General features: G+C 64.5%; 20 protein-coding genes. 8 read left to right on the top strand and 12 right to left on the bottom strand.

Annotated features, from left to right (window positions below; translation table 11 throughout):
- Positions 1-71: 71 nt before the first annotated feature.
- From P7A97_RS15360 to P7A97_RS15335, 6 genes are all read right to left on the bottom strand, one after another.
- Positions 72-2,069 carry an acetyl/propionyl/methylcrotonyl-CoA carboxylase subunit alpha gene (locus P7A97_RS15360; protein WP_277690863.1) on the bottom strand — a complete coding sequence of 666 codons (1,998 nt, stop codon included), beginning with the start codon at positions 2,067-2,069 and terminating at the stop codon, positions 72-74.
- Complete coding sequence (locus P7A97_RS15355) at positions 2,066-2,866, bottom strand: gamma-carboxygeranoyl-CoA hydratase (protein WP_277690862.1); 801 nt, start codon at positions 2,864-2,866, stop codon at positions 2,066-2,068. Before P7A97_RS15355 ends, P7A97_RS15360 begins: the two co-directional genes overlap by 4 nt.
- Before the next feature lie 105 nt (positions 2,867-2,971).
- On the bottom strand, positions 2,972-4,579 hold the full coding sequence (locus P7A97_RS15350) for a carboxyl transferase domain-containing protein (protein ID WP_277690860.1): 1,608 nt from the start codon (positions 4,577-4,579) through the stop codon (positions 2,972-2,974).
- A gap of 126 nt (positions 4,580-4,705) precedes the next feature.
- Positions 4,706-5,869 (bottom strand): isovaleryl-CoA dehydrogenase, encoded by a 1,164-nt coding sequence (locus P7A97_RS15345; protein WP_277690858.1) that lies wholly within the window; start codon positions 5,867-5,869, stop codon positions 4,706-4,708.
- Between the two features lie 47 nt (positions 5,870-5,916).
- Positions 5,917-6,297 (bottom strand): MerR family DNA-binding transcriptional regulator, encoded by a 381-nt coding sequence (locus P7A97_RS15340; protein WP_277690857.1) that lies wholly within the window; start codon positions 6,295-6,297, stop codon positions 5,917-5,919.
- 200 nt (positions 6,298-6,497) lie between these two features.
- Complete coding sequence (locus P7A97_RS15335; RefSeq protein WP_277690855.1) at positions 6,498-7,424, bottom strand: LysR family transcriptional regulator; 927 nt, start codon at positions 7,422-7,424, stop codon at positions 6,498-6,500.
- 143 nt (positions 7,425-7,567) lie between these two features.
- Between P7A97_RS15335 and P7A97_RS15330 the strand changes: the two genes are divergently transcribed.
- The gene (locus P7A97_RS15330; protein WP_277690854.1) at positions 7,568-8,797 is read left to right on the top strand and encodes an acyl-CoA dehydrogenase; all 1,230 of its coding nucleotides are present in this window, start codon (positions 7,568-7,570) and stop codon (positions 8,795-8,797) included.
- A 46-nt stretch (positions 8,798-8,843) separates the two neighbouring features.
- Here P7A97_RS15330 and P7A97_RS15325 read toward each other — a convergent pair whose 3' ends face one another.
- From P7A97_RS15325 to xthA, 4 genes are all read right to left on the bottom strand, one after another.
- Positions 8,844-9,011, bottom strand: coding sequence for a hypothetical protein (locus P7A97_RS15325; RefSeq protein ID WP_277690984.1), 168 nt, complete (start codon positions 9,009-9,011; stop codon positions 8,844-8,846).
- Between the two features lie 95 nt (positions 9,012-9,106).
- Positions 9,107-10,474, bottom strand: a complete 1,368-nt coding sequence (locus P7A97_RS15320) for a phosphate ABC transporter substrate-binding/OmpA family protein (RefSeq protein ID WP_277690853.1) — start codon at positions 10,472-10,474, stop codon at positions 9,107-9,109.
- Between the two features lie 151 nt (positions 10,475-10,625).
- A complete protein-coding gene (locus P7A97_RS15315) occupies positions 10,626-12,065 on the bottom strand; it encodes a sensor domain-containing diguanylate cyclase (protein WP_277690852.1) in 1,440 nt (479 codons plus the stop codon).
- A 58-nt stretch (positions 12,066-12,123) separates the two neighbouring features.
- Entirely contained in the window at positions 12,124-12,936 is an 813-nt protein-coding gene (xthA, locus tag P7A97_RS15310) for an exodeoxyribonuclease III (protein ID WP_277690850.1), read from the bottom strand.
- 135 nt (positions 12,937-13,071) lie between these two features.
- Between xthA and P7A97_RS15305 the strand changes: the two genes are divergently transcribed.
- From P7A97_RS15305 to P7A97_RS15280, 6 genes are all read left to right on the top strand, one after another.
- The gene (locus tag P7A97_RS15305; RefSeq protein ID WP_277690849.1) at positions 13,072-13,713 is read left to right on the top strand and encodes a GNAT family N-acetyltransferase; all 642 of its coding nucleotides are present in this window, start codon (positions 13,072-13,074) and stop codon (positions 13,711-13,713) included.
- A 102-nt stretch (positions 13,714-13,815) separates the two neighbouring features.
- The gene (tpx, locus tag P7A97_RS15300) at positions 13,816-14,316 is read left to right on the top strand and encodes a thiol peroxidase (protein ID WP_277690847.1); all 501 of its coding nucleotides are present in this window, start codon (positions 13,816-13,818) and stop codon (positions 14,314-14,316) included.
- 161 nt (positions 14,317-14,477) lie between these two features.
- Positions 14,478-15,683, top strand: coding sequence for an MdtA/MuxA family multidrug efflux RND transporter periplasmic adaptor subunit (locus P7A97_RS15295; RefSeq protein WP_277690846.1), 1,206 nt, complete (start codon positions 14,478-14,480; stop codon positions 15,681-15,683).
- The gene (locus P7A97_RS15290; protein ID WP_277690845.1) at positions 15,680-18,772 is read left to right on the top strand and encodes an MdtB/MuxB family multidrug efflux RND transporter permease subunit; all 3,093 of its coding nucleotides are present in this window, start codon (positions 15,680-15,682) and stop codon (positions 18,770-18,772) included. The genes P7A97_RS15295 and P7A97_RS15290 overlap by 4 nt, the downstream gene beginning before the upstream one ends.
- Before the next feature lie 136 nt (positions 18,773-18,908).
- Positions 18,909-22,016 (top strand): efflux RND transporter permease subunit, encoded by a 3,108-nt coding sequence (locus tag P7A97_RS15285; RefSeq protein WP_277690976.1) that lies wholly within the window; start codon positions 18,909-18,911, stop codon positions 22,014-22,016.
- Positions 22,013-23,464 (top strand): efflux transporter outer membrane subunit, encoded by a 1,452-nt coding sequence (locus tag P7A97_RS15280; RefSeq protein WP_277690844.1) that lies wholly within the window; start codon positions 22,013-22,015, stop codon positions 23,462-23,464. The genes P7A97_RS15285 and P7A97_RS15280 overlap by 4 nt, the downstream gene beginning before the upstream one ends.
- 3 nt (positions 23,465-23,467) lie before the next feature.
- On the opposite strand, the gene P7A97_RS15275 is transcribed toward P7A97_RS15280, so the two are convergent.
- Both P7A97_RS15275 and P7A97_RS15270 read right to left on the bottom strand, forming a co-directional pair.
- Complete coding sequence (locus tag P7A97_RS15275) at positions 23,468-23,917, bottom strand: nuclear transport factor 2 family protein (RefSeq protein WP_277690842.1); 450 nt, start codon at positions 23,915-23,917, stop codon at positions 23,468-23,470.
- A 273-nt stretch (positions 23,918-24,190) separates the two neighbouring features.
- The gene (locus P7A97_RS15270) at positions 24,191-25,078 is read right to left on the bottom strand and encodes a LysR substrate-binding domain-containing protein (protein ID WP_277690840.1); all 888 of its coding nucleotides are present in this window, start codon (positions 25,076-25,078) and stop codon (positions 24,191-24,193) included.
- A 129-nt stretch (positions 25,079-25,207) separates the two neighbouring features.
- Here P7A97_RS15270 and P7A97_RS15265 point away from each other — a divergent pair, with 129 nt between their 5' ends.
- The gene (locus P7A97_RS15265) at positions 25,208-25,654 is read left to right on the top strand and encodes a PACE efflux transporter (RefSeq protein ID WP_277690839.1); all 447 of its coding nucleotides are present in this window, start codon (positions 25,208-25,210) and stop codon (positions 25,652-25,654) included.
- The last annotated feature ends 2 nt before the right edge of the window (positions 25,655-25,656 follow it).

Below are 25,656 nucleotides of genomic sequence, written 5' to 3'. Positions count from 1 at the left end.
GTAGCAGCTGATTTGCCTGTTATGCCCTCACCCTAACCCTCTCCCGGAGGGAGAGGGAATAGCGTGTTGCATCAGGCTTCTTCCAGCTCCACCAATACGGTGCCTTCGCTGACCATGTCACCCTCGGCGCAGTAGAGCGCCTTGACGGTGCCCGCCTGGGCGGCGCGAATGCTGTGCTCCATTTTCATGGCCTCCAGCACCACCAGGGCGGTGCCGGCTTCCACGGTTTGGCCGGGTTCGACCAGCACGCGCACGATACTGCCGTTCATCGGTGCCGTCAGCCCGCCGTGGTGGGCGTGGCTGGCCTCGACTTCGGCGATGGGGTCGATGCGACGTACTTCATGCAGCTTGCCCTGCCACTCCAAGTAGAGCGCATCGCCCTGGCGGATGGCTCGATGCGCGCGGCGCAGGCCGTCCTGTTCGAGCCACAGTTGCTCGCCCAGCAGGCGCGAACGCAGCGGGCCACGCAGGTGCACGGTGCTGCGCTGCTCGCCGCAGCTCAGGTGCAGGTCGGTCTCAGAGGCCAGTCCCGAGCGCCAGCCCGAGTGGCTGTTCCACGGCGAGTAATAGTCCTCGTGCGCGCGGCTGGGTATTTCGCTCTGCAGCCAGGCCTCGGCGGCCAGTTGCCAGAACTCACCCGGCAGCTCGCCGGCGACCGGCAGCAGCTGCTCCTGGTGACGGGCGATAAAGCCGGTATCCAGCTCGGCACCGGCGAAGGCCGGATGGGCCAGTACGCGGCGCAGGAAGGGCAGGTTGCTGGCGAAGCCGCCGACAGCTGTCTCGTCGAGCATGGCCAGCAGGCGCTGACGGGCCTGCTCGCGGTCCTCCCCCCAGGCGATCAGCTTGGCCAGCATGGGGTCGTAGAACGACGAGATGGTGTCGCCCTCGGCCACGCCGCTGTCGACGCGGCGACCTTCGCCGCCAGCCGCTTCGCGGTACAGCTTGAGGTCGCCGGAGGCGGGCAGGAAGTCCTGCTCGGTATCCTCGGCATACAGGCGCACTTCGATGGCGTGACCGTTGAGCGGCACCTGCTCCTGGGTAATCGGCAGCGCTTCGCCCCGAGCCACGCGAATCTGCCAGGCCACCAGGTCGAGACCGGTGATGGCCTCGGTGACCGGGTGCTCGACCTGCAGGCGGGTGTTCATCTCCATAAAGAAGAACTGGCCGCGGGCATCGAGCAGGAACTCCACGGTGCCGGCGCCGACATAGCCGATGGCTTGGGCGGCCTTGACCGCGGCTTCGCCCATGGCGCGGCGCAGCTCGGGTGTTAGGCCCGGAGCGGGGGCTTCCTCGACTACCTTCTGGTGGCGGCGCTGGATCGAGCAGTCACGCTCGTTGAGGTACAGACAGTTGCCGTGGCTGTCGGCGAATACCTGGATTTCCACGTGGCGCGGCTGCAGCACGTATTTTTCCACCAGCATGCGTGAGTCGCCGAAGGCCGATTGGGCCTCGCGCTGAGCAGAGGCCAGGGTCTCGGCCAGATCGGCCTCGCGCTCGACCACCTTCATGCCCTTGCCGCCACCACCGGCGGCGGCCTTGAGCAGCACCGGATAGCCAATGCGTTCGGCGGCGGCGCGGAAGGTCTCCACGTCCTGGGCTTCGCCGTGGTAGCCGGGCACCAGCGGTACGCCGGCGTCTTCCATCAGTGCCTTGGCGGCGGACTTGCTGCCCATGGCGTCGATGGCCGACGCCGGTGGGCCGAGGAAAACCAGACCGGCAGCCTCGATGGCGCGGGCGAAGCCGGCGTTCTCGGAGAGGAAACCGTAGCCCGGGTGGATGGCCTGGGCGCCGCTGGCCTTGGCCGCGGCGATGATCTTGTCGATGAGCAGGTAGCTCTCGGCCGGCTTGGCGCCGCCGAGGTTCACCGCGATGTCGGCCTCGCGCACATGGCGCGCCTGGGCGTCGATGGCGCTGTGCACGGCCACGGTCTTCAGGCCCTGGGCCTTGGCGGTGCGCATCACCCGGCAGGCGATCTCGCCGCGGTTGGCGACCAGCAGGGTATCGATGCTCTTCTCCCTCTCCCCACGGGAGAGGGCCGGGGTGAGGGATGAATGGGACAGCGTGCTCATGCTTGCGGCTCCTGCCAGGCGGGTGTGCGTTTTTCCAGGAAGGCGTTGAGCCCCTCTTGGCCTTCCGGGCTGACACGGATGCGGGCGATGGCGTTCTCGGTGTAGCGGCGCAGGGGCGGATTGAGCACGCCACTGCCGACCTCGCGCAGCAAGTCCTTGCTCACCTGCATGGCCTGTGGGCTGTTGAGCAGCAGGTTGGCTACCCAGCTCTCGATCTGGGCGTCCAGCTCGGCGGCGGGGTAGGCCTCGGCCAGCAGGCCCAGCTCGCGGGCGCGGCTGCCGGAGAAGCGCTCGGCGGTCAGCGCATAGCGGCGCGCGGCGCGCTCGCCGAGGGCCTGGACCACGAAGGGGCTGATCACCGCCGGGGCCAGGCCGATGCGCACTTCGGATAGGCTGAACAGCGCATCGTCTGCGCCAATGGCCATATCGCAGCAACTGACCAGGCCCACAGCGCCGCCAAAGGCCGCGCCCTGGACCACGGCCAGGGTCGGGATCTTCAGGCCGTTGAGGTTGTACATCAGCTCGGCCAGCTCACGCGCGTCATTCAGGTTGGCGTTGTAGTCGAGCTTGGCCGAAGCCTGCATCCAGGCCAGGTCGGCGCCAGCGGAGAAGTGCTTGCCGTGGCCGCGCAGCAGCAGGAAGCGCAAGCTCTTGTCGGCAGCGATGGCATCGATGGCTAGGATCAGCTCGCGGATCATCTCGGCATTGAAGGCGTTGTTTTTGTCCGGGCGGTTGAGCCACAGGGTGGCGAAGCCGCGCGGGTCTTTTTCCAGCTGTACGGTAGTGAAGTCGGTCATGGCGGCGGACTCTCAGAGTTATCCGTTCTGTGTGGGGGCGGCTGGGCGGCACTCCGCTTCAGCCGCGAAAAGCATCGCGGCTGAAGCCGCTCCCACAGTCACGAGTTACATGCGGAACACCCCGAAGGTGGTCGGCTCGATGGGCGCATTGAGGCTGGCGGACAGGGCCAGGCCGAGCACGTCGCGGGTCTGTGCCGGGTCGATCACGCCGTCGTCCCACAGGCGGGCGCTGGAGTAGTAGGCGTGGGCCTGCTGCTCGTACTGGGCGACGATGGGCTGCTTGATACGCGCCTCTTCCTCGTCGCTGAACGGCTGGCCGGCACGGGCGGCCTGCTCGCGCTTGACCTGGACCAGCACGCCGGCGGCCTGTTCGGCGCCCATCACGCCGATACGCGCGTTGGGCCACATCCACAGGAAACGCGGGTCATAGGCGCGGCCGCACATACCGTAGTTACCGGCGCCGAAGCTGCCGCCAATGATCACGGTGAACTTCGGCACCTTGGCGCAGGCCACGGCGGTGACCAGCTTGGCGCCGTGCTTGGCGATACCGCCTTCCTCGTACTTCTTGCCGACCATGAAGCCGGTGATGTTCTGCAGGAACAGCAGCGGGATGCCGCGCTGGCAGGCCAGCTCGATAAAGTGCGCGCCTTTCTGCGCCGCTTCCGCAAACAAAATGCCGTTGTTCGCCAGGATCGCCACCGGGTAGCCGTGGACATGGGCGAAACCACAGACCAGGGTGGTGCCGAACAGCGCCTTGAATTCATCGAATGCGCTGCCGTCGACCACGCGCGAAATCACTTCGCGCACATCGAAGGGCTGCTTGGCATCGGCAGGAATCACCCCGTACAGCTCCTCGGCGGCATACAGCGGGGCGATCGGTTCGCGCACTTGCAGCTGGCCGAGCTTGCGCCAGTTGAGGTTGGCGACGCTGCGGCGGGCGATGGCCAGCGCGTGTTCGTCGTTCTCGGCGTAATGGTCGGCCACGCCGCTGGTCTTGCAGTGCACGTCGGCGCCGCCCAGTTCCTCGGCAGTGACCACCTCGCCGGTGGCGGCCTTCACCAGCGGCGGCCCGGCGAGGAAGATGGTGGCCTGGTTGCGCACCATGATGGTCTCATCGCTCATCGCCGGCACATAGGCGCCGCCGGCGGTGCAGGAGCCCATCACCACGGCGATCTGCGGAATGCCCATCGCGCTCATGTTGGCCTGGTTGAAGAAGATGCGGCCGAAGTGCTCGCGGTCCGGGAACACCTCTTCCTGGCGCGGCAGGTTGGCGCCGCCGGAGTCGACCAGGTAGATGCACGGCAGACGGTTCTGCTGAGCGATGGTCTGCGCGCGCAGGTGCTTCTTCACGGTCAGCGGGTAGTAGCTGCCGCCTTTTACCGTGGCGTCGTTGGCGATGATCATGCACTCGACGCCTTCCACCCGGCCGATACCGGCAACCACGCCGGCGGCCGGTACGTCCTCGCCGTACACCTCGTGGGCGGCCAGCTGGCCGACTTCGAGGAAGGGCGAACCGAGGTCGAGCAGGCGGTTGATGCGCTCACGTGGCAGCAGTTTGCCGCGCGAAGTGTGACGCTCCTGGGCCTTGGCGCCGCCACCTTCGTGGACGCGGGCGAGCAGGGCGCGCAGGTCGTTCACCTGGGTGAGCATGGCCGCCTGGTTGGCGGCGAACTCCGGCGAACGGGTGTTGATCTGGGTATGCAGGATGGCCATGGATGCCTCGTATGCTTTGATTCCCTCTCCCTTTGGGAGAGGGCTGGGGCGGCCCGCGCAGGGTGAGGGAGCAGGTCATGGCTCCCTCATCCGCCCTTCGGGCACCTTCTCCCAGGGGGAGAAGGATTATTTCGTCTCGTTGAACAGCTCGCGGCCGATCAGCATGCGGCGGATTTCGCTGGTGCCGGCACCGATCTCGTAGAGCTTGGCGTCGCGCAGCAGGCGGCCGGCCGGGTATTCGTTGGTGTAGCCGTTGCCGCCGAGCAGCTGGATGGTGTCCAGCGCCATCTTGGTGGCCATCTCGGCGGTGTAGAGGATTACCGCGGCGGCGTCCTTGCGCGATTCCTCGCCGCGGTCGCAGGCCTTGGCCACGTTGTACAGGTAGGACTTGGAGGCGTTCATGCCGGCGTACATGTCGGCCAGCTTGCCCTGCACCAGCTGGAACTCGCCGATCGACTGCTTGAACTGCTGGCGCTCGTGCACGTAGGGCAGCACCACGTCCATGCAGGCGCTCATGATCCCGGTCGGGCCGCCAGAGAGCACGGTGCGCTCGTAGTCCAGGCCGCTCATCAGCACGCGCACGCCGGCACCCTCGGCGCCGAGGATGTTCTCTTCCGGCACTTCGCAGTCCTCGAACACCAGCTCGCAGGTGTTGGAACCGCGCATGCCCAGCTTGTCCAGCTTCTGGTGGCGGGAGAAGCCCTTTAAATCGCGCTCGACGATGAACGCGGTCATGCCGCGCGAACCGGCGTTGATGTCGGTCTTGGCATAGATCACGTAGGTGTGGGCATCGGGGCCGTTGGTGATCCACATCTTGTTGCCGTTGAGCACGTAGCGGTCGCCGCGCTTCTCGGCGCGCAGCTTCATCGACACCACGTCGGAGCCGGCATTCGGCTCGCTCATGGCCAGGGCGCCGACGTGCTCGCCAGAGCAAAGCTTGGGCAGGTACTTGGCCTTCTGCTCGTGGCTGCCGTTCTTGCGGATCTGGTTGACGCACAGGTTGGAGTGCGCGCCGTAGGACAGGCCGACCGACGCCGAGGCGCGGCTGATCTCTTCCATGGCCACCACGTGGGCCAGGTAGCCCATGTTGGTGCCGCCGTATTCCTCTTCCACAGTCATGCCGAGCAGGCCCATGTCGCCGAACTTGCGCCACATGTCCATGGGGAACTCGTTGTCGCGGTCGATCTGCGCCGCACGCGGGGCCAGCTCGGCCTGGGCGAACTGGTGCACCGCGTCGCGCAGCATGTCGATGGTTTCGCCGAGACCGAAGTTGAGGGTTGGGTAGCTCATGGTTCCACCTGTGATTGTCTTTGTAAGGTTGGTTAACTAAGTGGTTGTTACGCCTGGGTTTGCTCCAGGGCAGCGAGGCAGCGTTCCTCGGCGGTATCCAGTTCCAGCTGCATCTGCTGGATATCCAGTAATTGCTGATCGAGTTGCGCGCGGCGTTCGCTGATCTTGCGCATGAAGGTCTGCAGCTGAACGCGGTTGTCGCTAGTCGGGTCGTACAGTTCGATCAGCTCCTTGCACTCGGCCAGGGAGAAACCGATGCGCTTACCGCGCAGGATCAGCTTGAGGGTGGTTCGATCCTTGGCACTGTAGATGCGCTCCTGGCCACGTCGCTCGGGGGCGAGCATGCCTTGCTCCTCATAGAAGCGTATGGCGCGGGTGGTGATGTCCAGTTCGCGGGCCAGGTCGGAGATGGAGTAGGGGGCGGGCATGGGGATTACCGTCGAGTGCTTTACGTTAACGTAAGGCATGTTTACGTTAACGTCAACGTAATGGCGATGAAGCCTCTGGGGAGATTGACCAGGGCTCAATAGCAATCGCGGCTGAAGCCGCTCCCACGGGTAGGCCTTGTGGGGTAGAAACAGAAAGCCCCGCAATTGCGGGGCTTTTTATTCAATGAATTAGCGAAACCTTATGAGTTTTTACTTTCAGTCTCGGCGCGGGTGACCTGCTGGGAAATCTCGATGATTTGCTCGCGCATCCAGCGGTTGGCCGGGTCCTGGTCGGTACTTTCATGCCAGTACAGGTGGGTTTCCAGGGCCGGCACGTCATTCACTGGCAACGGTACCTGGTGCAGGCCGTGGCGGCGGGCGAAGCGCTCGGGCACGGTCATGGCCATGTCGGTGTTCATCAGGATGCTGCTGGCCATCAGGTAGTGCTGCGAGCGCAGGGTGACCTTGCGCTGCAGCCCCATCTTGCCCAGCGACAGGTCGACATAGCCCAGGCCGCTGCGGCGGCTGGAGATCTGGATATGGGTCAGTGACAGGTATTCGTCCAGGCTCAGCTTGTCCTTGGCCAGCGGGTGGCCGGGGCGCATGGCACAGATGTAGCGATCCTCCATCAGCTTGACGTGGCGTACCTGTGGGTCGGTGTTGAGCGGCGCATCCACGGCGAAATCCAGGCGGCCGGCGGCCAGCTCCTTGGTGGTTTCGCGGCGCTTGGCCAGGAAGCTCTCGACCTGCACCATCGGCGCCAGGCGCTTGAGCCGCTGGAACAGCGGCGGCAGGATCACCGTTTCGGTGAGGTCGGTCATGCTGATGCGGTAGGTCTTGTTGGCCTGCTGCGGGTTGAACGAACGACTTTCCTGCACGGAAACGCGCAGCAACTGCAGGGCGTTGCGCACCGGTCCGATGATGTTCTGGGCCATGGGCGTGGGCACCATGCCCTGGGCGGTGCGCACGAACAGTGGGTCGTTGAAGGTCTCGCGCAGGCGAGACAGGGCGTTGGACACGGCGGGCTGGGTGATGCCGACGATCTGCCCGGCGCGGGTCAGATTGGCCTCGGTATAGATGGCATCGAAGACGATGAAGAGGTTGAGGTCTACCTTGTTCAAGTTCATGGCCAGCTCCGTCGATTCGATGCCAAATCAAGCTTCATCGCATATTGCTTATGAATGTTGATAAGGCAGGAAAATAGCTTAGATAAATCGTGGGTGCTGTTCTAGCATCATTTCCACATCGAAGCCAACCACAAGGTATTCCCATGGATTTCGCTTACTCCCCCAAGGTGCAGGAACTGCGTGAGCGCGTTACGGCGTTCATGGAGGCTTATGTCTACCCGGCCGAAGCCGTGTTCGAAGAGCAGGTCAACGAAGGTGACCGCTGGCAGCCGACCGCGATCATGGAGGAGCTCAAAGCCAAGGCCAAGGCCGAGGGTCTGTGGAACCTGTTCCTGCCGGAGTCGGACTACGGCGCTGGCCTGACCAACATGGAATACGCACCGCTGGCCGAGATCATGGGCCGCTCGCTGATCGGTGCCGAGCCGTTCAACTGCTCCGCGCCGGACACCGGCAACATGGAAACCCTGGTGCGCTACGCCAGTGAAGCGCAGAAGAAACAGTGGTTGGAGCCGCTGCTGTCTGGTGAGATTCGCTCCGCCTTCGCCATGACCGAGCCGGGCGTGGCTTCGTCCGATGCCACCAATATGCAGGCCAATGCCGTGCGTGACGGTGACGAGTGGGTGATCAATGGTCGCAAGTGGTGGACCTCCGGCGCCTGTGATCCGCGCTGCAAGATCATGATCTTCATGGGCCTGACCAACCCGGACGCGCCGCGCCACCAGCAGCACTCGATGATCCTGGTGCCGACCGATACCCCCGGCGTGAAGATCATCCGTCCGCTGCCGGTGTTCGGCTACGACGACGCCCCGCACGGCCACGCCGAAGTGCTGTTCGAGAACGTCCGCGTACCTTATGAGAATGTGCTGCTGGGCGAGGGCCGTGGCTTCGAGATCGCCCAGGGTCGCCTCGGCCCGGGTCGTATCCACCACTGCATGCGTTCCATCGGCATGGCCGAGCGTGCGCTGGAGCTGATGTGCAAGCGTGCCGCCAGCCGCACCGCCTTTGGCAAGCCGCTGGCGCGCCTGGGTGGCAACATCGACCACATCGCCAACTCGCGCATCGAGATCAACCAGGCCCGTCTGCTGACCCTCAACGCGGCGTACATGATGGACACCGTGGGCAACAAGATCGCCGCCAGCGAGATTGCCCAGATCAAGGTGGTCGCGCCCAACGTCGCGCTCAACGTGATCGACCGTGCCATCCAGATTCACGGTGGCGCCGGCGTCTCCAACGACTTCCCGTTGGCCTACTGGTACGCCATGCAGCGCACCCTGCGCCTGGCCGATGGGCCGGATGAAGTGCACCGCGCGGCCATCGGCAAGTACGAGATCGGCAAGTACGTGCCGCGTGAGGCGATGAAAGCCAGCCGCTGATTCGCGGTTTGAATGCACAAGGCCCGCTGATGCGGGCCTTGTCGTTTCAGCGCTGCTGGTTTGGCTGTGCCTGTTGCTGCAGCCATGCGAAGCGCTGATGCAGTTGGGCGGCGAAGGTGCGCGCGGCCAGCTCCTCGTGAAAACTCAGTTTGCGCCGGCCGAGGCTCACCAGCCATTTGCCGTTGCGCTGCTCGATCCGGACATCAGCTATCACAGGTGGCCTCGCAGGCGGTTGAGTAATCTGTCCGCAGAGGCTAGCTGCTTTGCATAGCCTGGCCAAGCATGCATGGCCAGGTGTACATGCGCGCGTCAGTACACCCAGACCTCAACACGGCGGTTCTTCATACGGCCTTCGTCGCCGCTGTTGGCAGCTACCGGCATCTGTTCGCCCATGCCAGTGATCTCGCGGAATATCACGCCGCCTTTGGAGAGATCCCGGCGTACCGCCATGGCGCGCAGCTTGGACAGCAGCGCGGCGCGTTCGGGATCGTTCTTCGGGTCGCCGAAGCCGACCAGCACGACCTTGTGGCTGAGTTTGTCGTGACGCTTGAGGTAGTCGAGTACGCGCTCGATATCACGCTGCGCCTTGTTGTCGAGGGTGGCGCTGCCTTCCTGGAAGCGGAAGTTGACCGACAGCCGTTGAGCCTCATCGGCCAGCTGGCGATAGTCCGCCGGCATCGTTGTATTGGCCTGGACGTTTACCGCCTGCACCGTCTGTGCGATGAAACCGTTCTTCTCGACGATGGCCTGGCCAGCAGGGCTGTGGGCGAACTGCACCAACGACTTCACCCACTCGTTGGGTGTGCCGGGCGGATTGTAGAGAAACAGGCGGCGCGACAGCGGGTAGTCCTCGGTCGCGATCAGCGTAGTGCTCGGTGGCATTGGCTGGGAGTTGCCATCGGCGATGGCCAGTGCCTTGCTCTGGCGTACATACGGCAGGCCGATGAAACCGATACCGCCAGGATCCTGGCTGACCAGGTCGGACAGCTGGTCGCTGGACTCGAAGCGCTTTGCTGTGGGCGCCAGGCTCTTGTCGTGGGCGGCCAGTACCAGTTCCTTGAAAGTGTCGTAGGTGCCGGACTTGTCATCCCGTGCATAGATCGTGATGGCGCCTGGTGCGCCGCCCAGTTGCGACCAGTCGCGTACTTCGCCGGAAAAGGCCTTGGCCAGTTGTTCAGTGGTCAGTGAAACCAGTGGGTTCTGCGGGTTGACGATAATGGCCAGGCCGTCGATGGCGATGACCTGCTCGGCATCGGCACCCTTTAGATCACCCAGGTTCTGCAGGGCGGAAGCCTCGCTGTCCTTGATTGGGCGCGAGGAGGCCGCCAGGTCGGCGCTGCCATCCTGCAGGCCGACAAAACCGGTGCCGGAACCGTGGGCGGCGACGCTGACCTGCAGGGTGCGTCCCAGCTGGTCTTCGGCCTGCACCAGCTGCTCGTTCTCGGCGCCGGCTGGCACGATGCGGACATTGCTGAAGCCTTGGCTCTGGAACAGACCGCTGATCAGCGCCGGGCCTAGCTTGGCGCCGATGGTGTTGGAGCCCTGGATGCGCATCAGCGTGGTGGGCTCGGCGGCGAACACCGACCAGGGCAGGGCGTAAAAGATGAAACCGAGGATGAGCCAGGTGATGGCCTGGCTCCAGAGGGGGCGATCGCTGACAGGCAGGGCGCACGACATGAAAACAGACACCTTATTCCGTGGGTGAGCTGGTGTGCCGGGGGCACACGTTCAGGTGCGCGCAGAATAAGAACGAATGGTTACGGAAAGATGACGAAGCGCAGCGAGAAGCCCTTGCCAGAGCTGCAGGCGCTTTTACTGCGATAGGGGTTCAGGCAGTTTCCGTTCTGGCCTGTTCATCCGAGGCATATTGGTGGATGACAACCCGATTGCGCCCCGATTCCTTGGCCTGGTATAGGGCACGATCGGCGCTCAGCAGCAGCTCGTCGATGTCGGCAGGCGGTTGCAAGGCCACAACTGCACCGATGCTGACCGTGGAGTGCACATGCTGGCCGTCCTCCAGGCTGATCGAGGCATTGGCGTAGTCCGTACGGATGCGCTCGGCAATCGCCTGAACCTGGTTGTGCGAGCAGCCCGGCAGCAGCAGGGCAAATTCCTCTCCTCCCAGGCGAGCCAGGGCGTCTCCGTCGCGCAGGCCTCGACTGGCCCGGCGGGCGAAGGCTTTCAGGACCAGATCGCCCGCAGCGTGGCCATGGGTGTCGTTGATGCGCTTGAAATGGTCGATGTCGAACATCAACAGCGCTAGCGGTCGATTGGGGGATAGTTGCTTGGCCTGCTCATAAAAAGCCCAACGATTGAGCAGACCACTGAGTTGGTCATGCGACGCCATGTACTGCATACGCTGCAGCAACTGGTTGCGCACAGCCATGACGCTGGCCACCGTCAATGGCGCGAAAGCCAGCAAGGTGATGCCGAGACGCAAGGAAAGCAGCACGGGGTGCGAGTTCATATCGAACGGCGCGAGCGGAATGCCCACGACAGCCAGCACGACGAGCAAGGTGCTGGTGAAGGCAAACGTCAGCAAGGCTGTGGTGAAAACGCTATAGCTCAATGCGCACCACAGCAGCGCCGGAACGGGGAAGGCCAGTGCGCCGGGGCCGCCCACCATCAGGCAGAGCACACCGAATATCACCAGGCTGACAGCAGGCAGGGCATGCAACAGCCGCTGCCTGGGCGTGAGCAGCGTCTGCCTGCGGTCTTTCAGGCGCTCGGGCCAGTCCGGCATGGTGAGCAGTACCGGCAGTATCGCGATGTAGTTGACCAGTTCGGTGACGAACCAGAACGTCAGACCCGAGAAAGGCGTGCCATCAAACAGCAGGGGGTCGATGACTGCGCCAACCAGCCCGGATGCCAGGGAGGCAAGCGTGACCGCCAGCGCCAGATAGGGCACCGAGAGGGGGCTGCTCAGGCGACGGTGCTCCGCACTGAGGCGCGACAGCAGCAGATAGGCGCTGACGACCCCGGCCATGTTGGCCAGCGTGAGCATCAGGGTCTGGAGGGGAGCACCGCCGGTGATGCTGTCGGCAATCACATAGGCCGCTATGCCACCCAACCAGCCCGCGGGCCTGGCCAGCTGCGGGTAACGCACCAGCAGACCAAGCAACAAGGCATTGGCGGGCCAGATGGTCGCCAGGTGGCCCAGCGGGCGGGTGGCGATTCCCAGTAGGCAGGCTGTCAGAACCAGCAGGCAGACCAGGCCGGCGATTTTCAGGTCAGATGACCAGGCTTGTCTGGTAGTGATGCTCTCCAAGATCTACTCCATCTGGCCTGGCCAGTCATTCACTTCCTGCCAGGAGCTGGCACAACGCTCAGTCTAGCTCCAACCAGATCGGCGCATGATCGGAGGGTTTCTCCATGCCGCGTAGTTCGTAGTCGATGCCGGCGTCCTTGAAGCGCGCCTGCAGCGGCTGGCTGGCGAGGATCACGTCGATGCGCAGACCACGCTTGGGTTCGTCCTCGAAGCCGCGGCTGCGGTAGTCGAACCAGCTGAAACGATCATTCACCGCCGGGTGGAGGTGGCGGAAGCTGTCTACCAGGCCCCAGTTCTTGAGGGTGGCCAGCCATTCGCGCTCTTCCGGGAGGAAGCTGCATTTGCCGGTCTTCAGCCAGCGCAGACGGTTGGGCTCGCCGATCCCGATGTCGCAGTCCTCGGGGGAGATGTTGATGTCGCCCATCACCACCAGCGCCTGGCTCGGATCGAAGCGCTCGACCAGCAGTTGCTGCAGGTCGGCATAGAAACGCTGCTTGGCCGGGAACTTGACGGGATGGTCGCGGCTTTCGCCTTGGGGGAAGTAGCCGTTCATCACCGTCACCGGGTTGCCCTGGGCATCGGCGAAGGTGCCATAGATGAAGCGGCGCTGCGCATCCTCTTCATCACCGGGAAAACCCTTGTGGATTTCCAGCGGCTTCTCCCGCGAGAGCAGGGCGACGCCGTAATGGCCCTTCTGGCCGTGGTAGTGGACGTGGTAGCCAAGGGCCTCGACGTCTGCGATGGGGAACTGCGGGTCGTCGACCTTGGTTTCCTGCAGGCCAATCACATCCGGCTGATGTTTTTCGACCAATGCCTGCAGTTGGTGAGGACGCGCGCGCAGGCCATTGATATTGAAAGAAACGATCTTCATGGGAGGCACCTGCGGCAGATAAAGAGGCGATGCTAGCCCAGCTGAGGAGGTGACGGCCAGCGCCTGGCGAGGGCTGGGAGGCAATGCTAACGTGGCAGTTGACCCGTAAAGCCCTATAAAAAAGAGGTCAGCCCGATGCCTAATCGCACCGCCGAAGTTCGTCTGCTGGACCATGGCTACAGCCGTGAAGCCCGTTCGTTGCTGTATCACGCCTACCGCCACGATCCGACCTTCGCCTACCTGTTCGAGAGCGAACGTCCCGGCTTCGACCAGCGTGTGCGTGCCACCGTGCGCGAGGTGGTGCAGCAGCACTTTGCCGAAGAGTTGCCCGCCATTGGCTTGCTGATTGAAGAGCGGCTGGTGGGCATCGCTCTGATCGCGCCGCCGGTACGCCGCCTGGACATCACCGAGAGTTGGGCCTGGCGCCTGCGCATGCTGATGACCACCGGTTTTCGCTGCACCAAACGCTACCTGGAATACCACGACGCGGTGCTGGCCTGCCTGCCGCCAGGTCCCTATCACGTACTGCCACTGCTCGGCGTACACCCGCAGTTTCAGGGCCAGAGCCTGGGAGAGCAGTTGCTTACCGCCCTGCATGACTGGTGCGCGGCCGATTCCAGCTCTCAGGGCATCGTGCTGGATACCGGCAACCCGCATTACCTGGCGTTCTATCAGCGCCAGGGCTACGAGGAAATCGGCGAGGTGGCAGTGGGGCCGATCCGCGAACATGTGTTCTTCCATCCCAATCCACAACCTGCGAGGCAGGCCAGCGCCTGAGTAAAACTGGGCATTGCCGTCGCAGCACCGGGCGGTCACACTGGCGGGCATTTCCCCGCTGGGTGCCGTGACCCCGGCATCAACACATAGAAGGAACTCGCAATGGCTCAAGTAACCCTCAAGGGCAATCCGGTAAAAGTCGATGGCCAGCTGCCGCAGGCTGGCCAACAGGCTCCTGCCTTCAGCCTGGTTGCCAACAACCTCTCCGACGTGACCCTGGCCAGCCTGGCCGGCAAGCGCAAAGTGCTGAATATCTTCCCCAGCGTCGATACCCCGACCTGCGCCACCTCGGTGCGCAAGTTCAACGGCGAAGCCGCGGCTCTGGCCAATACCGTCGTGCTGTGCATCTCCGCTGACCTGCCGTTTGCTCAAGCGCGTTTCTGCGGCGCCGAAGGCCTGAGCAATGTCGTCAACCTGTCGACCATGCGTGGCGCCGACTTCCTCAAGGCCTATGGCGTGGCCATCGCAGATGGCCCGCTGGCCGGTGTTGCAGCCCGTGCCGTGGTGGTGCTGGACGAGAATGACAAGGTGCTGCATAGCGAGCTGGTGGGTGAAATCGCTGACGAGCCCGACTACGCAGCCGCTCTCGCCGTACTGAAGTAACACAGGGGATGACGCAACGGCCTGCCTGGAGCAGGCCGTTGTCGTTTCTAAATTCTCAACTTCTTGTTACGTCAAATAAGGGTAAATAGGCGGTAAAGACCCTTTGCCTGGTTGCTGGGAGTACTTATCGTTCACCCTCCCCAGGAAAGTGATGCCGTACCATGCCTGATACCCGTGTTGCCCCGCGCATTCCCCGCCTCTGGTTGATTCTGCTGGCCCTCGCGCTCGGCTCTGTGCTGTTGTGGTGGCTGCTGTCCGACGACTCCGACGCCGAGACCAAGCAGCCGTATGGTCCCTGGGACGGCCCGGTGCCGGTGCTTCTGACCGAGGCCACCCGCGGCGACTTCAACATCGAACTCAAGGCCCTCGGCACGGTGACCGCGCTGAATACGGTGAACGTGCGCCCGCGGGTGGACGGCCAGCTGCTCAAGGTGCTGTTCGAGGAAGGGCAGCAGGTCAAGGCCGGCGACGTGCTGGCGCAGATCGACCCACGGCCCTACCAGGTGGCGCTGCAGCAGGCAGAAGGCACCCTGGCGCAGAACCTGGCACAGCTGAAAAATGCCGAGATCGACCTGGCCCGCTATCAGGGCCTGTACGCCGAGGACAGCATCGCCAAGCAGACCCTGGATACCCAGGTGGCGCTGGTCGGCCAGTACCGCGGCACGGTGAAAAGTAACCAGGCCGCCGTAGCCGACGCTCGTCTCAACCTCGATTTCACCCGAATCCGTGCGCCGATTGCCGGGCGCCTTGGCCTGCGCCAGGTGGATGTCGGTAACCTGATCAGCAGCGCCGATACCACACCGCTGGTGGTGATCACCCAGGTCGAGCCGATCGCAGTCAACTTCACCCTGCCGGAAAAGGATCTGCCGCCGGTGCTGGCCAAGGTGCGCGACGGCCAGCAATTGCGGGTGCAGGCCTGGGACCGCAACGAGCGTGAACTGCTCGGCGAGGGTGTGTTGCACAGCCTGGACAACCAGATCGACGTGGCCACCGGTACCGTCAAGCTCAAGGCGCGCTTCGGCAATGCCGACGAGCGCCTGTTCCCCAACCAGTTCGTCAACGTGCGCCTGCGGGTGGAAACCCTGCAGCAGGCCACGCTGATTCCTTCCGCCGCCGTGCAGTACGGCTCGCGCGGCACCTTCCTGTTCGTGCTCGGCGAGGACGACAAGGTGCAGATCCGCGATATCCAGCTCGGCGCCAGCGATGGTGCCGTGAGCCTGGTGACTGCAGGCATCGAGGTCGGCGAGCGGCTGGTGCTGGAGGGCACCGACAAGCTCAAGGAAGGTAGTGCGGTGCAGGTGATCAGCGAAGAACCGGGCGCCCCGGCCCAGCCCGAAACCCAGGCTGCACAGAAGCAGGGCGCATGAACACCTCGCGCCTGTTCATCCTGCGCCCGGTTGCCACCACGCTGCTGATGGTGGCGATCTTCCTCGCCGGCCTGATCGCTTACCGCCTGTTGCCGGTATCGGCGCTGCCCGAGGTGGATTACCCGACCATTCGCGTGCTTACCCTGTACCCCGGGGCCAGCCCACAGGTCACCACCAGCTCGGTGACCGCACCGCTGGAGCGCCAGTTCGGCCAGATGCCGGGCCTGCAACAGATGTCCTCATCCAGCTCCGCTGGTGCTTCGGTCATCACCCTGCGTTTCAGCCTGGAAGTGGATCTGGAAGTCGCCGAGCAGGAAGTGCAGGCGGCCATCAACGCGGCCAGTAATCTGTTGCCCAGCGACCTGCCGGCGCCGCCGGTGTACAACAAGGTCAACCCGGCGGATACGCCGGTGCTGACGCTGGCGATTCGCTCCGACACGCTGCCGCTGACCGAGGTGCACGACCTGATCGACACGCGCATGGCGCAGAAGATCGCCCAGATCAGCGGCGTCGGCCTGGTCAGCCTGGCCGGTGGCCAGCGCCCGGCCGTGCGCATCAAGGTCAATCCCGAGGCGCTGGCCAGCCACGGCCTCAACCTGGATGACGTGCGCACGCTGATCACCGCGCAGAACGTCAATCAGCCCAAGGGCAACTTCGATGGCCCGACCCGCGTTTCGCAACTGGATGCCAACGACCAGCTCAAGTCGGCCGACGAGTACCGCGGCCTGATCCTCAAGTACGAGAACGGTGCGGCCCTGCGCCTACAGGACGTCGCCACGGTGGTTGACGGCGCCGAGAACGAGCGCCTGGCCGCCTGGGCCGACCGCAACGAAACGGTGCTGCTGACCATCCAGCGCCAACCCGGTGCCAACGTCATCGAGGTGGTCGACCGCATCCAGGCGCTGTTGCCGCAGATCACGGCCGCGCTGCCGGCGAGTCTCGAGGTGCAGGTGCTCACCGACCGTACCCAGACCATCCGCGCGGCGGTCAGGGACGTGCAGTTCGAGTTGGTGCTGGCCATCGGCCTGGTGGTACTGGTGACCTTCCTGTTCCTGCGCAAGTTCTCCGCCACCGTGATTCCGTCCATCGCCGTGCCGCTGTCGCTGATCGGCACCTTCGGGGTGATGTACCTGGCCGGCTTCTCGATCAACAACCTGACCCTGATGGCGCTGACCATCGCCACCGGTTTCGTGGTGGACGATGCCATCGTCATGCTGGAAAACATCGCGCGCCACCTGGAGGAGGGCGAGACGCCGCTGAACGCCGCCCTGAAAGGCGCCAAGCAGATCGGTTTCACCCTGATCTCGTTGACCTTCTCGCTGATCGCCGTGCTGATCCCTCTGCTGTTTATGGAAGACGTGGTGGGCCGGCTGTTTCGCGAGTTCGCCATTACCCTGGCGGTGGCCATCCTGATTTCCCTGGTAGTGTCGCTGACCCTGACGCCGATGATGTGCGCGCGCCTGCTCAAGGCTGAGAAGGAAGAGGAGCAGGGGCGCTTCTACAAGACAGCGGGCGCCTTTATCGACGGTCTGATCGCGCGTTACGCCGTGGGCCTGACCTGGACCCTGCGCCACCAGGGCTTGACCCTGCTGGTGGCCATCGGCACCCTGGCGTTGACCGTGCTGTTGTACCTCGCGGTGCCCAAGGGCTTCTTCCCGGTGCAGGACACCGGGGTGATCCAGGGTATTTCAGAGGCACCGCAGTCGATCTCGTTCAGGGCCATGAGCGAGCGTCAGCAGCGCCTGGCCGAGGTCATCCTGCGCGACCCGGACGTGGCCAGCCTGTCCTCCTATATCGGCGTGGATGGCGACAACCCGACACTGAACAGCGGGCGCCTGCTGATCAACCTCAAGCCTCATGCCGAGCGCGACGTGACCGCCAGCGAGTTGATCGAGCGCCTGCGCCCCGAGCTGGCCAAGGTGCCGGGCATCGCCCTGTACCTGCAGCCAGTGCAGGACCTGACCATCGAGGATCGGGTCAGCCGTACCCAGTTCCAGTTCAGCCTGGAGTCACCGGACAGTGAGTTGCTGGAAACCTGGACGCCGAAGCTGATCGCCGCGCTGGGTGAGCGGCCGGAGCTGCAGGACGTGGCCAGCGACCTGCAGAACCGCGGCCTGCAGGTGTTCCTCGATATCGATCGCGACGCTGCGGCGCGTCTGGGCGTGAGCGTCGCGGCTATAGACGACGCGCTGTACGACGCCTTCGGCCAGCGGCAGATTTCCACCATCTTCACCCAGGCCAGCCAGTACCGCGTGGTGCTGGAGAGCGCCGGTGCCGGTGAGATCGGGCCCGCTGCGCTGCGCCGTATCCATGTCGTCACCCGCAGCGGCGAACAGGTGCCGCTCGTCTCGCTGGCGCGCATCGAAGAGCGGCCGGCCACGCTGCTGGTCAACCACATCGGCCAGTTCCCGGCGGTCACCGTGTCGTTCAACCTGGCGTCCGGCGTGTCCCTGGGTGAGGCCGTGGCGGTGATCGAGCAGGTGCAGCGCGATATCGGCCTGCCGGTCGCCATTCAGAGCCACTTCCAGGGCGCGGCTGAGGCCTTCCGCGCGTCGCTGAGTTCGACCCTGCTGCTGATCCTGGCGGCCATCGTCACCATGTACATCGTGCTGGGTGTGCTCTACGAGAGCTACATCCACCCGATCACCATTCTCTCGACGCTGCCCTCGGCCGGTGTGGGGGCGCTACTGGCGCTGCTGCTGACCGGCAACGACCTGGGCCTGATCGCCATCATCGGCATCATCCTGCTGATCGGCATCGTCAAGAAGAACGCCATCATGATGATCGACTTCGCCCTGGAGGCCGAGCGTCAGCAGGGCATGGCGCCGCAGGAGGCCATCTACCAGGCCGCACTGTTGCGCTTCCGGCCGATACTGATGACCACCCTGGCGGCCCTATTCGGTGCCATCCCATTGATGCTCGCTTCCGGTTCCGGGGCCGAGCTACGTCAGCCGCTGGGCCTGGTGATGGTCGGCGGCCTGCTGCTCAGCCAGGTACTGACCCTGTTCACCACGCCGGTGATCTACCTGGCTTTCGACCGCCTCTCGCGGCGCATGTTGGGACGCAGCGCAGCGGGGGTGCCGGCGTGAGGGGCGCATGGACGTTGCTCCCCTCTCCCGTTTACGGGAGAGGGGCCAGGGGAGAGGGCGATGCAAGCTCGCTGTTGTTCATTTCCCTCTCCCCAGCCCTCTCCCATAAATGGGAGAGGGGGTGGTTCGTGCAGCCATGAACCTCTCGGCGCCCTTTATTCGCCGCCCGGTGGCAACCCTGCTGCTGAGCCTGGCCATCGTCCTGCTGGGCCTGGTGAGCTTTCGCCTGCTGTCGGTGGCGCCGCTGCCGAACATGGATTTCCCGGCCATCGTGGTACGCGCCACTTTGCCCGGTGCCAGCCCGCAGACCATGGCCTCCAGCGTGGCCACGCCGCTGGAACGTTCGCTCGGCACCATCGCCGGGATCAGCGAGATGACCAGCCGCAGTAGCCAAGGCAGCACGCAGATCGTCATCCTGTTCAATATCGGCCGTAATGTCGACGCGGCCGCCCGCGAGGTGCAGGCGGCGATCAACGCCGCGCGCAATCTGCTGCCCAGCGGTATGCGCACCATGCCGACCTACAAGAAGTTCAACCCGTCGCAGGCGCCGATTATGGTGCTGTCGCTCACCTCGCCGCTGCTGGACAAGAGCCAGCTGTATGACTTGGGTTCCACGGTAATCGCGCAGAAACTGGCGCAGGTGCAGGGCGTTGGCGAGATCCAGATTGGCGGCAGCTCGCTGCCCGCGGTGCGGGTGGAGCTGGAGCCGCGTCTGCTCGACCAGTACGGCGTGGCCCTGGACGAGGTGCGCAGCGCGATCGACGCGGCCAACCGCGACCGTCCCAAGGGCGATGTGGCCGACGCGGACCGCCAGTGGCAGATCCAGGCCAACGACCAGATGAAGAAGGCCGCGCAGTACCAGGACCTGATCATCCGCTACCAGAATAACGCGGCCGTGCGTCTGGGCGACGTGGCCACGGTGCGCGACTCGGTGGAGAACCGCTACAACGCCGGTTTCTATAACGATGAGAAGGCTGTGCTGCTGGTGGTCAACCGCCAGCCCGGCGCCAATATTATCCAGACCATCGAGGACATCCGTGCCGAGCTGCCGGCGCTGGAAGCGTTGATGCCGGCCAGCGCCAAGCTGGAGGTGGCGATGGACCGTTCGCCGGTGATCCGCGCCAGCCTGCACGAGGCCGAGCGTACCCTGTTGATCGCGGTCGGCCTGGTGATTCTGGTGGTGTTTCTGTTCCTCGGCCGCTGGCGCGCTTCTCTGATCCCGGCGCTGGCGGTGCCGGTGTCGCTCGTCGGCACCTTTGCCGTCATGTACCTGCTGGATTTTTCCTTGAACAACCTGTCGCTGATGGCGCTGATCATCTCCACCGGCCTGGTGGTGGACGACGCCATTGTCGTGCTGGAGAACATTTCGCGGCACATCGAGGCCGGCGAGAAGCCCCTGGCGGCGGCCTTCAAGGGCACCCAGGAAGTCGGCTTCACCTTGCTATCCATGAACCTGTCGCTGGTCGCGGTGTTCCTCTCCATCCTGTTCATGGGTGGCATCGTCGGCACCCTGTTCCGCGAGTTCGCCATCACCCTGACTGCGGCGATCCTGATCTCCATGGCGGTCTCGCTGACCCTTACGCCGATGCTCTGCGCCCGCTGGCTCAAGGCCGAAGGGCAGGAGCGCGAACCGGGACGGGTGGCACAGTGGGCTGCACGGGTACAGAGGCGCGTGCTGGCCGCCTACGGCCGTGGCCTGGACTGGGCGCTGCGCCATTCACGGCTGACCCTGTTCAGCCTGCTGCTGACCATCATCGGCAACGTCTACCTGTTCGTCGTGGTGCCCAAGACCTTCATGCCCGAACAGGACACCGGCCAGCTGATAGGCTTCGTACGGGGGGACGACGGCCTGTCGTTCCAGCGTATGCAGCCGAAGATGGAGGCGTTCCGCAAGGGGCTGCTCAAGGACCCTGCCATCCACAGCGTGGCGGGCTTCATCGGCGGCGAGAGCGGCATCAACAACGCCTTTCTGGTGATCCGCCTGAAGCCTATTGCCGAGCGTGAGCAGTCGTCCAGGGACGTGATCGACCGGCTCCGGGCCGAGATGCCCAAGGTGCCGGGCGCGCGGCTGATGCTGATGGCCGACCAGGACCTGCAGTTTGGCGGCCGCCAGGGGCGCAGTTCGGAGAACGAATACGTGCTGCTGGCCAGCGAGCTCGATCTGCTCAAGACCTGGCTGCCCAAGGTGCGCGATGCCCTGGCCAAGTTGCCCGAGCTGACCGACATCGACGCCAACGAAGGCGAGGGCGCCCAGCAGATCACCCTGGTAGTGGACCGTGCCACCGCGCAGCGCCTCGGCGTGGACATGGCGATGATCAGCAGCGTGCTCAATAACGCCTTCAGCCAGCGGCAGATCTCCACCATCTACGAGAGTCTCAACCAGTACAGCGTGGTGATGGAGATCAACCCCAGGTACGCCCAGTACCCGGAGGCGCTGGATCAGATTCAGGTGATCAGCGAGAGCGGTGAGCGCATACCGCTATCCGGTTTCGCTCGCTGGGAGCGCAGCCTGGAGGAAGACCGGGTCCAGCACCAGGGCCAGTTCGCCGCCGAGAGCATTGGCTACGCGCTGGCTCCGGACGTGACCCAGGAGGAGGCCAACGCGGCCATTCGGCAGGCCGTGGCGGAGGTCAACCTGCCGACCGAGGTGCAGGGTATGCTGGGCGGCACCGGCGGCCAGTTCGAGAAAGAGGCCCAGGGCCAGCCGCTGATGATCCTGCTGGCCCTGCTGGTGGTGTACATCGTGCTGGGCATCCTCTACGAGAGTTACATCCACCCGCTGACCATTCTCTCCACCTTGCCCTCGGCCGGGGTCGGCGCCTTGCTGGCGATCCTGCTCACCGGCGGCCAGTTCAGCCTGATCTCGTTGCTCGGCCTGTTCCTGCTGATCGGCGTGGTGAAGAAGAACGCCATCCTGATGATCGACCTGGCTCTGGAGCTGGAGCGCGAACAGCAGCTCAGCCCGCAGGAATCGATCCGCGAGGCCTGCCTGCTGCGCTTCCGCCCGATCATGATGACCACCCTGGCGGCCATGCTCGGCGCGCTGCCGTTATTGCTGGGCCAGGCCGAAGGCGCCGAGATGCGCAGCCCGCTGGGCCTGGCCATCGTCGGCGGCCTGGTGCTCAGCCAGTTGCTCACGCTGTTCACCACGCCTGTGGTCTACCTCTACCTCGACCGTCTGCGCCACCGGGTCAACCGCTGGCGCGGCGTACGCAGCGACGCTGCTCTGGAAACCCCGCTATGACGTCTGCATTGCCTCGCGTTTCGACTCTTCTGCTCGCCCTGACTCTGGCTGGCTGCGCTGTTGGCCCCGATTATCTGCGCCCGGATAGTGCGCCTTCGGCCGCGTTCAAGCAGGCCGCCGGCTGGAAGGCGGCTGCGCCAGCCGATACCGCGCTGCGCGGCGACTGGTGGACGCTGTACGGCGACGCCGAGCTGGATGCGCTGGTCGAACGCCTGAATGCCAACAATCAGAACCTGGCCAGTGCCGAGGCTCAGTATCGCCAGGCCAAGGCCCTAGTGCGTGGTGCGCGGGCGGCCTTCTTTCCCAGCATCGGTCTGAATACCGGCGTCACCCGCGCGGGGCAGGGCGGTGGTGACAGCACCATCGGCACCACGGGTGGAGTGAGCGTCAGCGGTGGCGGCACCTCGACCGTCTCCAAGAGCTATGAAGCCAGCCTTGGCGTGAGCTGGGAGCTGGACCTGTGGGGCAAGCTGCGCCGCCAACTGGAGTCCGAACGCGCCGGCCTCGATGCCAGCGCCGCCGATCTGGCCGCCGTGCGCCTCAGCCAGCAGTCCGAGCTGGTGCAGAACTACCTGCAACTGCGTGTGCTGGATCAGCAGAAGCGCCTGCTCGAAGAGACCGTCGCCGCCTACAAGGAGGCCTACCGTATTGCCGAGAATCAGTACAAGGCCGGCATCGTGCCCAAGTCCGATGTCACCCAGGGGCTGACCCAGCTCAAGGGCACCGAAGCCGAAGCGGTCGATCTGGAGTATCAGCGTGCCCAGCTGGAGCACGCCATCGCCGTACTGGTGGGCGTGGCACCGTCCGAGTTCGAGTTGCCGCCACGGCAGGACATTCCTGCGCTGCCCAGTGTGCCGGTGAGCCTGCCCTCGACGTTGCTGGAGCGGCGCCCTGATGTGGCAGCGGCTGAACGCCGGGTGATCGCCGCCAACGCCGAGATCGGTGTGGCCGAGGCCGCTTACTACCCCGAGCTGAACCTGTCTGCCACTGGCGGCTACCGTAGCGGCGGTCTGGACGACTGGATCAGTACGCCGAACCGCTTCTGGTCCATCGGCCCTGCCTTCGCTCTCAACCTGTTCGATGGCGGCCTGATTCGCTCTCGCGTCGAACAGGCCGAGGCCAGTTATGACCAGACCGTGGCCGACTACCGACAAACGGTGCTGAACAGTTTCCGTGAAGTGGAGGACTACCTGGTGCAACTGGCTGTGCTGGAGCGCGAGGCCGTGGTGCAGCAGGAGGCGCTGGACGCCGCCCGCGAATCACTGCGCCTGCTGCTCAACCAGTACAAGGCCGGCACCGTGGAGTTCACCGACGTGGTCAACGTGCAGACCACCGCGCTCTCCAACGAGCGCACCCGCCTGACTTTGCAGGGCAGCCGCCTAACCGCCAGTGTGCAGCTGATCGCGGCGCTGGGCGGCGGCTGGCAGCCCGAGGCCCCCGCCGAGTGATGCCTACTGTTTGATCTGCGCCTCGATGCGGGTGATCTTCGGCTCGCCATCGATCAGGCGCAGGGTGGCAGTTTCCTGCATGCCGGCGTTCATCTCATGGCCCCGCATGCTCATGGTTTCCGTGGTGGTGTCTTTCACGGTCGCACTCTGGCCGTCGGCGGCGATGTCGATCTGCTCGATGTCCACGGCCATGCTATAGCTGTCCAGCCCGCCCCAGCCCTGTTGCAGTAGTTGCCGGTACTTGGCGGCATCCAGCTCGATGCTGCCTTTGGCGGCGGAAATCCTGATGGTCACGTCATCGCTCATCAGCCCCAGCACGCCGTCGATATTGCGCTGCGAGGCGGCAACGGCCATCTCGTCGTAGAGGGCACGGATGTTGTCTTCCGTCAGCGCGGAATCGGCATGGGCCAGCGGGGCGAACAGGCAGAACAGGGACAGCGCGAGCTTTTTCATGAGTCATCCTTGTGTGGCTGCCTTCGGCATGAAGGCCGGGTTCGATCCTAACGGTACGAGGCGGGGTAGTGAAGGCGGTAGGCCTAAGTGCTGATATGGCAGCAGCCCCCCGGCTAAGAAACGACCCAGTGCTGCCAGCCTGTTGGCGACCGGGGTTCTGTTTTGTTCGGCTTTGTAAATCGCGGCTGAAGCCGCTCCCACGGACAAAGTCGTGTGCTCTTTGGCAGTGCACAGCTGGCTCTTGTGGGAGCGGCTTCAGCCGCGAAAAAGCCTTCACACCAGACTTTCAGCACATTCCTCCTGCAACCAGTCGAGCAACGCCCGCACTGCCGGCTGCCGCTCGCGGCCCGGTACGCACAACGCCAGGTAGCGGGCGCCAGGCAGGCGAATGTCCTCGCGGTAGGGGCGCAGCAGGCCGTTGGCCAGGCTGTCGGAGACCAGTACCGAGCTGGCCAGGGCCAGGCCCTGCCCGGAAATGGCAGCCTGCAAGGCGTAGTGTTCGTCCGGGTAGTCACGGCAGGTCGCGCTGGCCGCCCAGGGTTCGTTTGCCTGCTCGGCCCAGCTCTGCCAGGAGGGCAGCCCGGACAGTGGCGACTCCCAGCCCACGCCAATCAATTCCGCATCAAACGGCAGACTCTCCAGCAGCTGTGGCGCGGCATAGGCAGCGAAGTGCTCCTCCAGCAGGGCAAGCTGGTACAGCTCGGGGTAGTCACCAAGGCCGCAGCGGATCACCAGATCAATGCTGGCATCGCGCTGCAGGTCGACCAGCTCGTTGCTGGTCTCGATGCGCACGCGAATGCCGGAGTGACGCTTGTAGAAGCGCCCGAGCCTCGGAATCAGCCAGAGCGCGGCAAAGGCTGGCATGGTGCTCAGGCTGATGCATTGCTCGCCAGCCTGTGGGCGCAAGGCGGCCAGGCTGTGGTCGATTTCCAGCAGGGCGCTGTGCAGACTGCGGCGCAGTTGCTCGCCAGCTTCGCTCAGGCGTACACCACGTCCCGGGCGCTCGAACAACAACACCCCCAGCCACTGCTCCAGGCCACGAATCTGGTGGGATACCGCCGTTGGCGTGACGCTGAGCTCCTGCGCGGCTGCACGGAAGCTGGTCAGGCGCGCTGCCGATTCGAAGGTGCGCAGCGCGGTAAGGGGGAGGCGGGCAAACATGCAGGCATCCTGATGGGTGAGTTGAATTCATCCTGGCGAACTATAGGTCATTTGTCTCTCGCTCTCGGCAAACATAGAGTAAGCGCCCATGCAGGGCCGCTTCGGCGCTGCTTTGAGGAGATCAGTGCGATGCAAGGGGCAAAGAGAAAGGTGACACAGGCTGTGCTCTATGAGCTGGTCGCCGCCTTGTTCGTGGCGCCTGCCATCGCATTGGTCTTCGACAAGGGACTGGCGCATTCCGGTGCGCTGGCACTGTTGCTGTCACTGCTGGCGCTGAGCTGGAACGTGCTGTTCAACAGCCTGTTCGAGTACTGGGAGGTGAGGCAGAAGCAGCGCGCCCGTACCTTCGGCCGGCGACTGTTGCATGCGCTAGGCTTTGAGGGTGGCCTGACTCTGCTGCTGGTGCCGGTGATGGCTTGGTGGCTGGAGATAGGCTGGTGGCAGGCGCTGATTGCCGATATCGGTCTGCTGACGTTTTTCTTCTTCTACGCCTTGGTCTTCCAATGGGCCTTCGACCTGATTTTCGGTGTGCCGGAGTCGGCGCGCGATTGCGTGCCGGGCGCGTGCAACGGCTGAGC

Source organism: Pseudomonas sp. GOM6, assembly GCF_029537485.1.
GTDB lineage: Bacteria > Pseudomonadota > Gammaproteobacteria > Pseudomonadales > Pseudomonadaceae > Aquipseudomonas.
The sequence above is the reverse complement of the archived record's forward strand: the minus strand, read 5'-3'. Positions and strand labels throughout refer to the sequence as shown.

Bases quoted from the DNA above. Each gene is read 5' to 3' on its own strand.
- P7A97_RS15285 (WP_277690976.1), top strand. From the start codon at position 18,909: ATGAACCTCTCGGCGCCCTTTATTCGCCGCCCGGTGGCAACCCTGCTG.
- P7A97_RS15345 (WP_277690858.1), bottom strand. From the start codon at position 5,869: ATGAGCTACCCAACCCTCAACTTCGGTCTCGGCGAAACCATCGACATG.
- P7A97_RS15265 (WP_277690839.1), top strand. From the start codon at position 25,208: ATGCAAGGGGCAAAGAGAAAGGTGACACAGGCTGTGCTCTATGAGCTG.
- P7A97_RS15305 (WP_277690849.1), top strand. From the start codon at position 13,072: ATGCCTAATCGCACCGCCGAAGTTCGTCTGCTGGACCATGGCTACAGC.
- P7A97_RS15280 (WP_277690844.1), top strand. From the start codon at position 22,013: ATGACGTCTGCATTGCCTCGCGTTTCGACTCTTCTGCTCGCCCTGACT.
- P7A97_RS15330 (WP_277690854.1), top strand. From the start codon at position 7,568: ATGGATTTCGCTTACTCCCCCAAGGTGCAGGAACTGCGTGAGCGCGTT.
- P7A97_RS15350 (WP_277690860.1), bottom strand. From the start codon at position 4,579: ATGGCCATCCTGCATACCCAGATCAACACCCGTTCGCCGGAGTTCGCC.
- tpx (WP_277690847.1), top strand. From the start codon at position 13,816: ATGGCTCAAGTAACCCTCAAGGGCAATCCGGTAAAAGTCGATGGCCAG.
- P7A97_RS15360 (WP_277690863.1), bottom strand. From the start codon at position 2,069: ATGAGCACGCTGTCCCATTCATCCCTCACCCCGGCCCTCTCCCGTGGG.
- P7A97_RS15270 (WP_277690840.1), bottom strand. From the start codon at position 25,078: ATGTTTGCCCGCCTCCCCCTTACCGCGCTGCGCACCTTCGAATCGGCA.
- P7A97_RS15355 (WP_277690862.1), bottom strand. From the start codon at position 2,866: ATGACCGACTTCACTACCGTACAGCTGGAAAAAGACCCGCGCGGCTTC.
- xthA (WP_277690850.1), bottom strand. From the start codon at position 12,936: ATGAAGATCGTTTCTTTCAATATCAATGGCCTGCGCGCGCGTCCTCAC.
- P7A97_RS15275 (WP_277690842.1), bottom strand. From the start codon at position 23,917: ATGAAAAAGCTCGCGCTGTCCCTGTTCTGCCTGTTCGCCCCGCTGGCC.
- P7A97_RS15290 (WP_277690845.1), top strand. From the start codon at position 15,680: ATGAACACCTCGCGCCTGTTCATCCTGCGCCCGGTTGCCACCACGCTG.
- P7A97_RS15295 (WP_277690846.1), top strand. From the start codon at position 14,478: ATGCCTGATACCCGTGTTGCCCCGCGCATTCCCCGCCTCTGGTTGATT.
- P7A97_RS15340 (WP_277690857.1), bottom strand. From the start codon at position 6,297: ATGCCCGCCCCCTACTCCATCTCCGACCTGGCCCGCGAACTGGACATC.
- P7A97_RS15335 (WP_277690855.1), bottom strand. From the start codon at position 7,424: ATGAACTTGAACAAGGTAGACCTCAACCTCTTCATCGTCTTCGATGCC.
- P7A97_RS15320 (WP_277690853.1), bottom strand. From the start codon at position 10,474: ATGTCGTGCGCCCTGCCTGTCAGCGATCGCCCCCTCTGGAGCCAGGCC.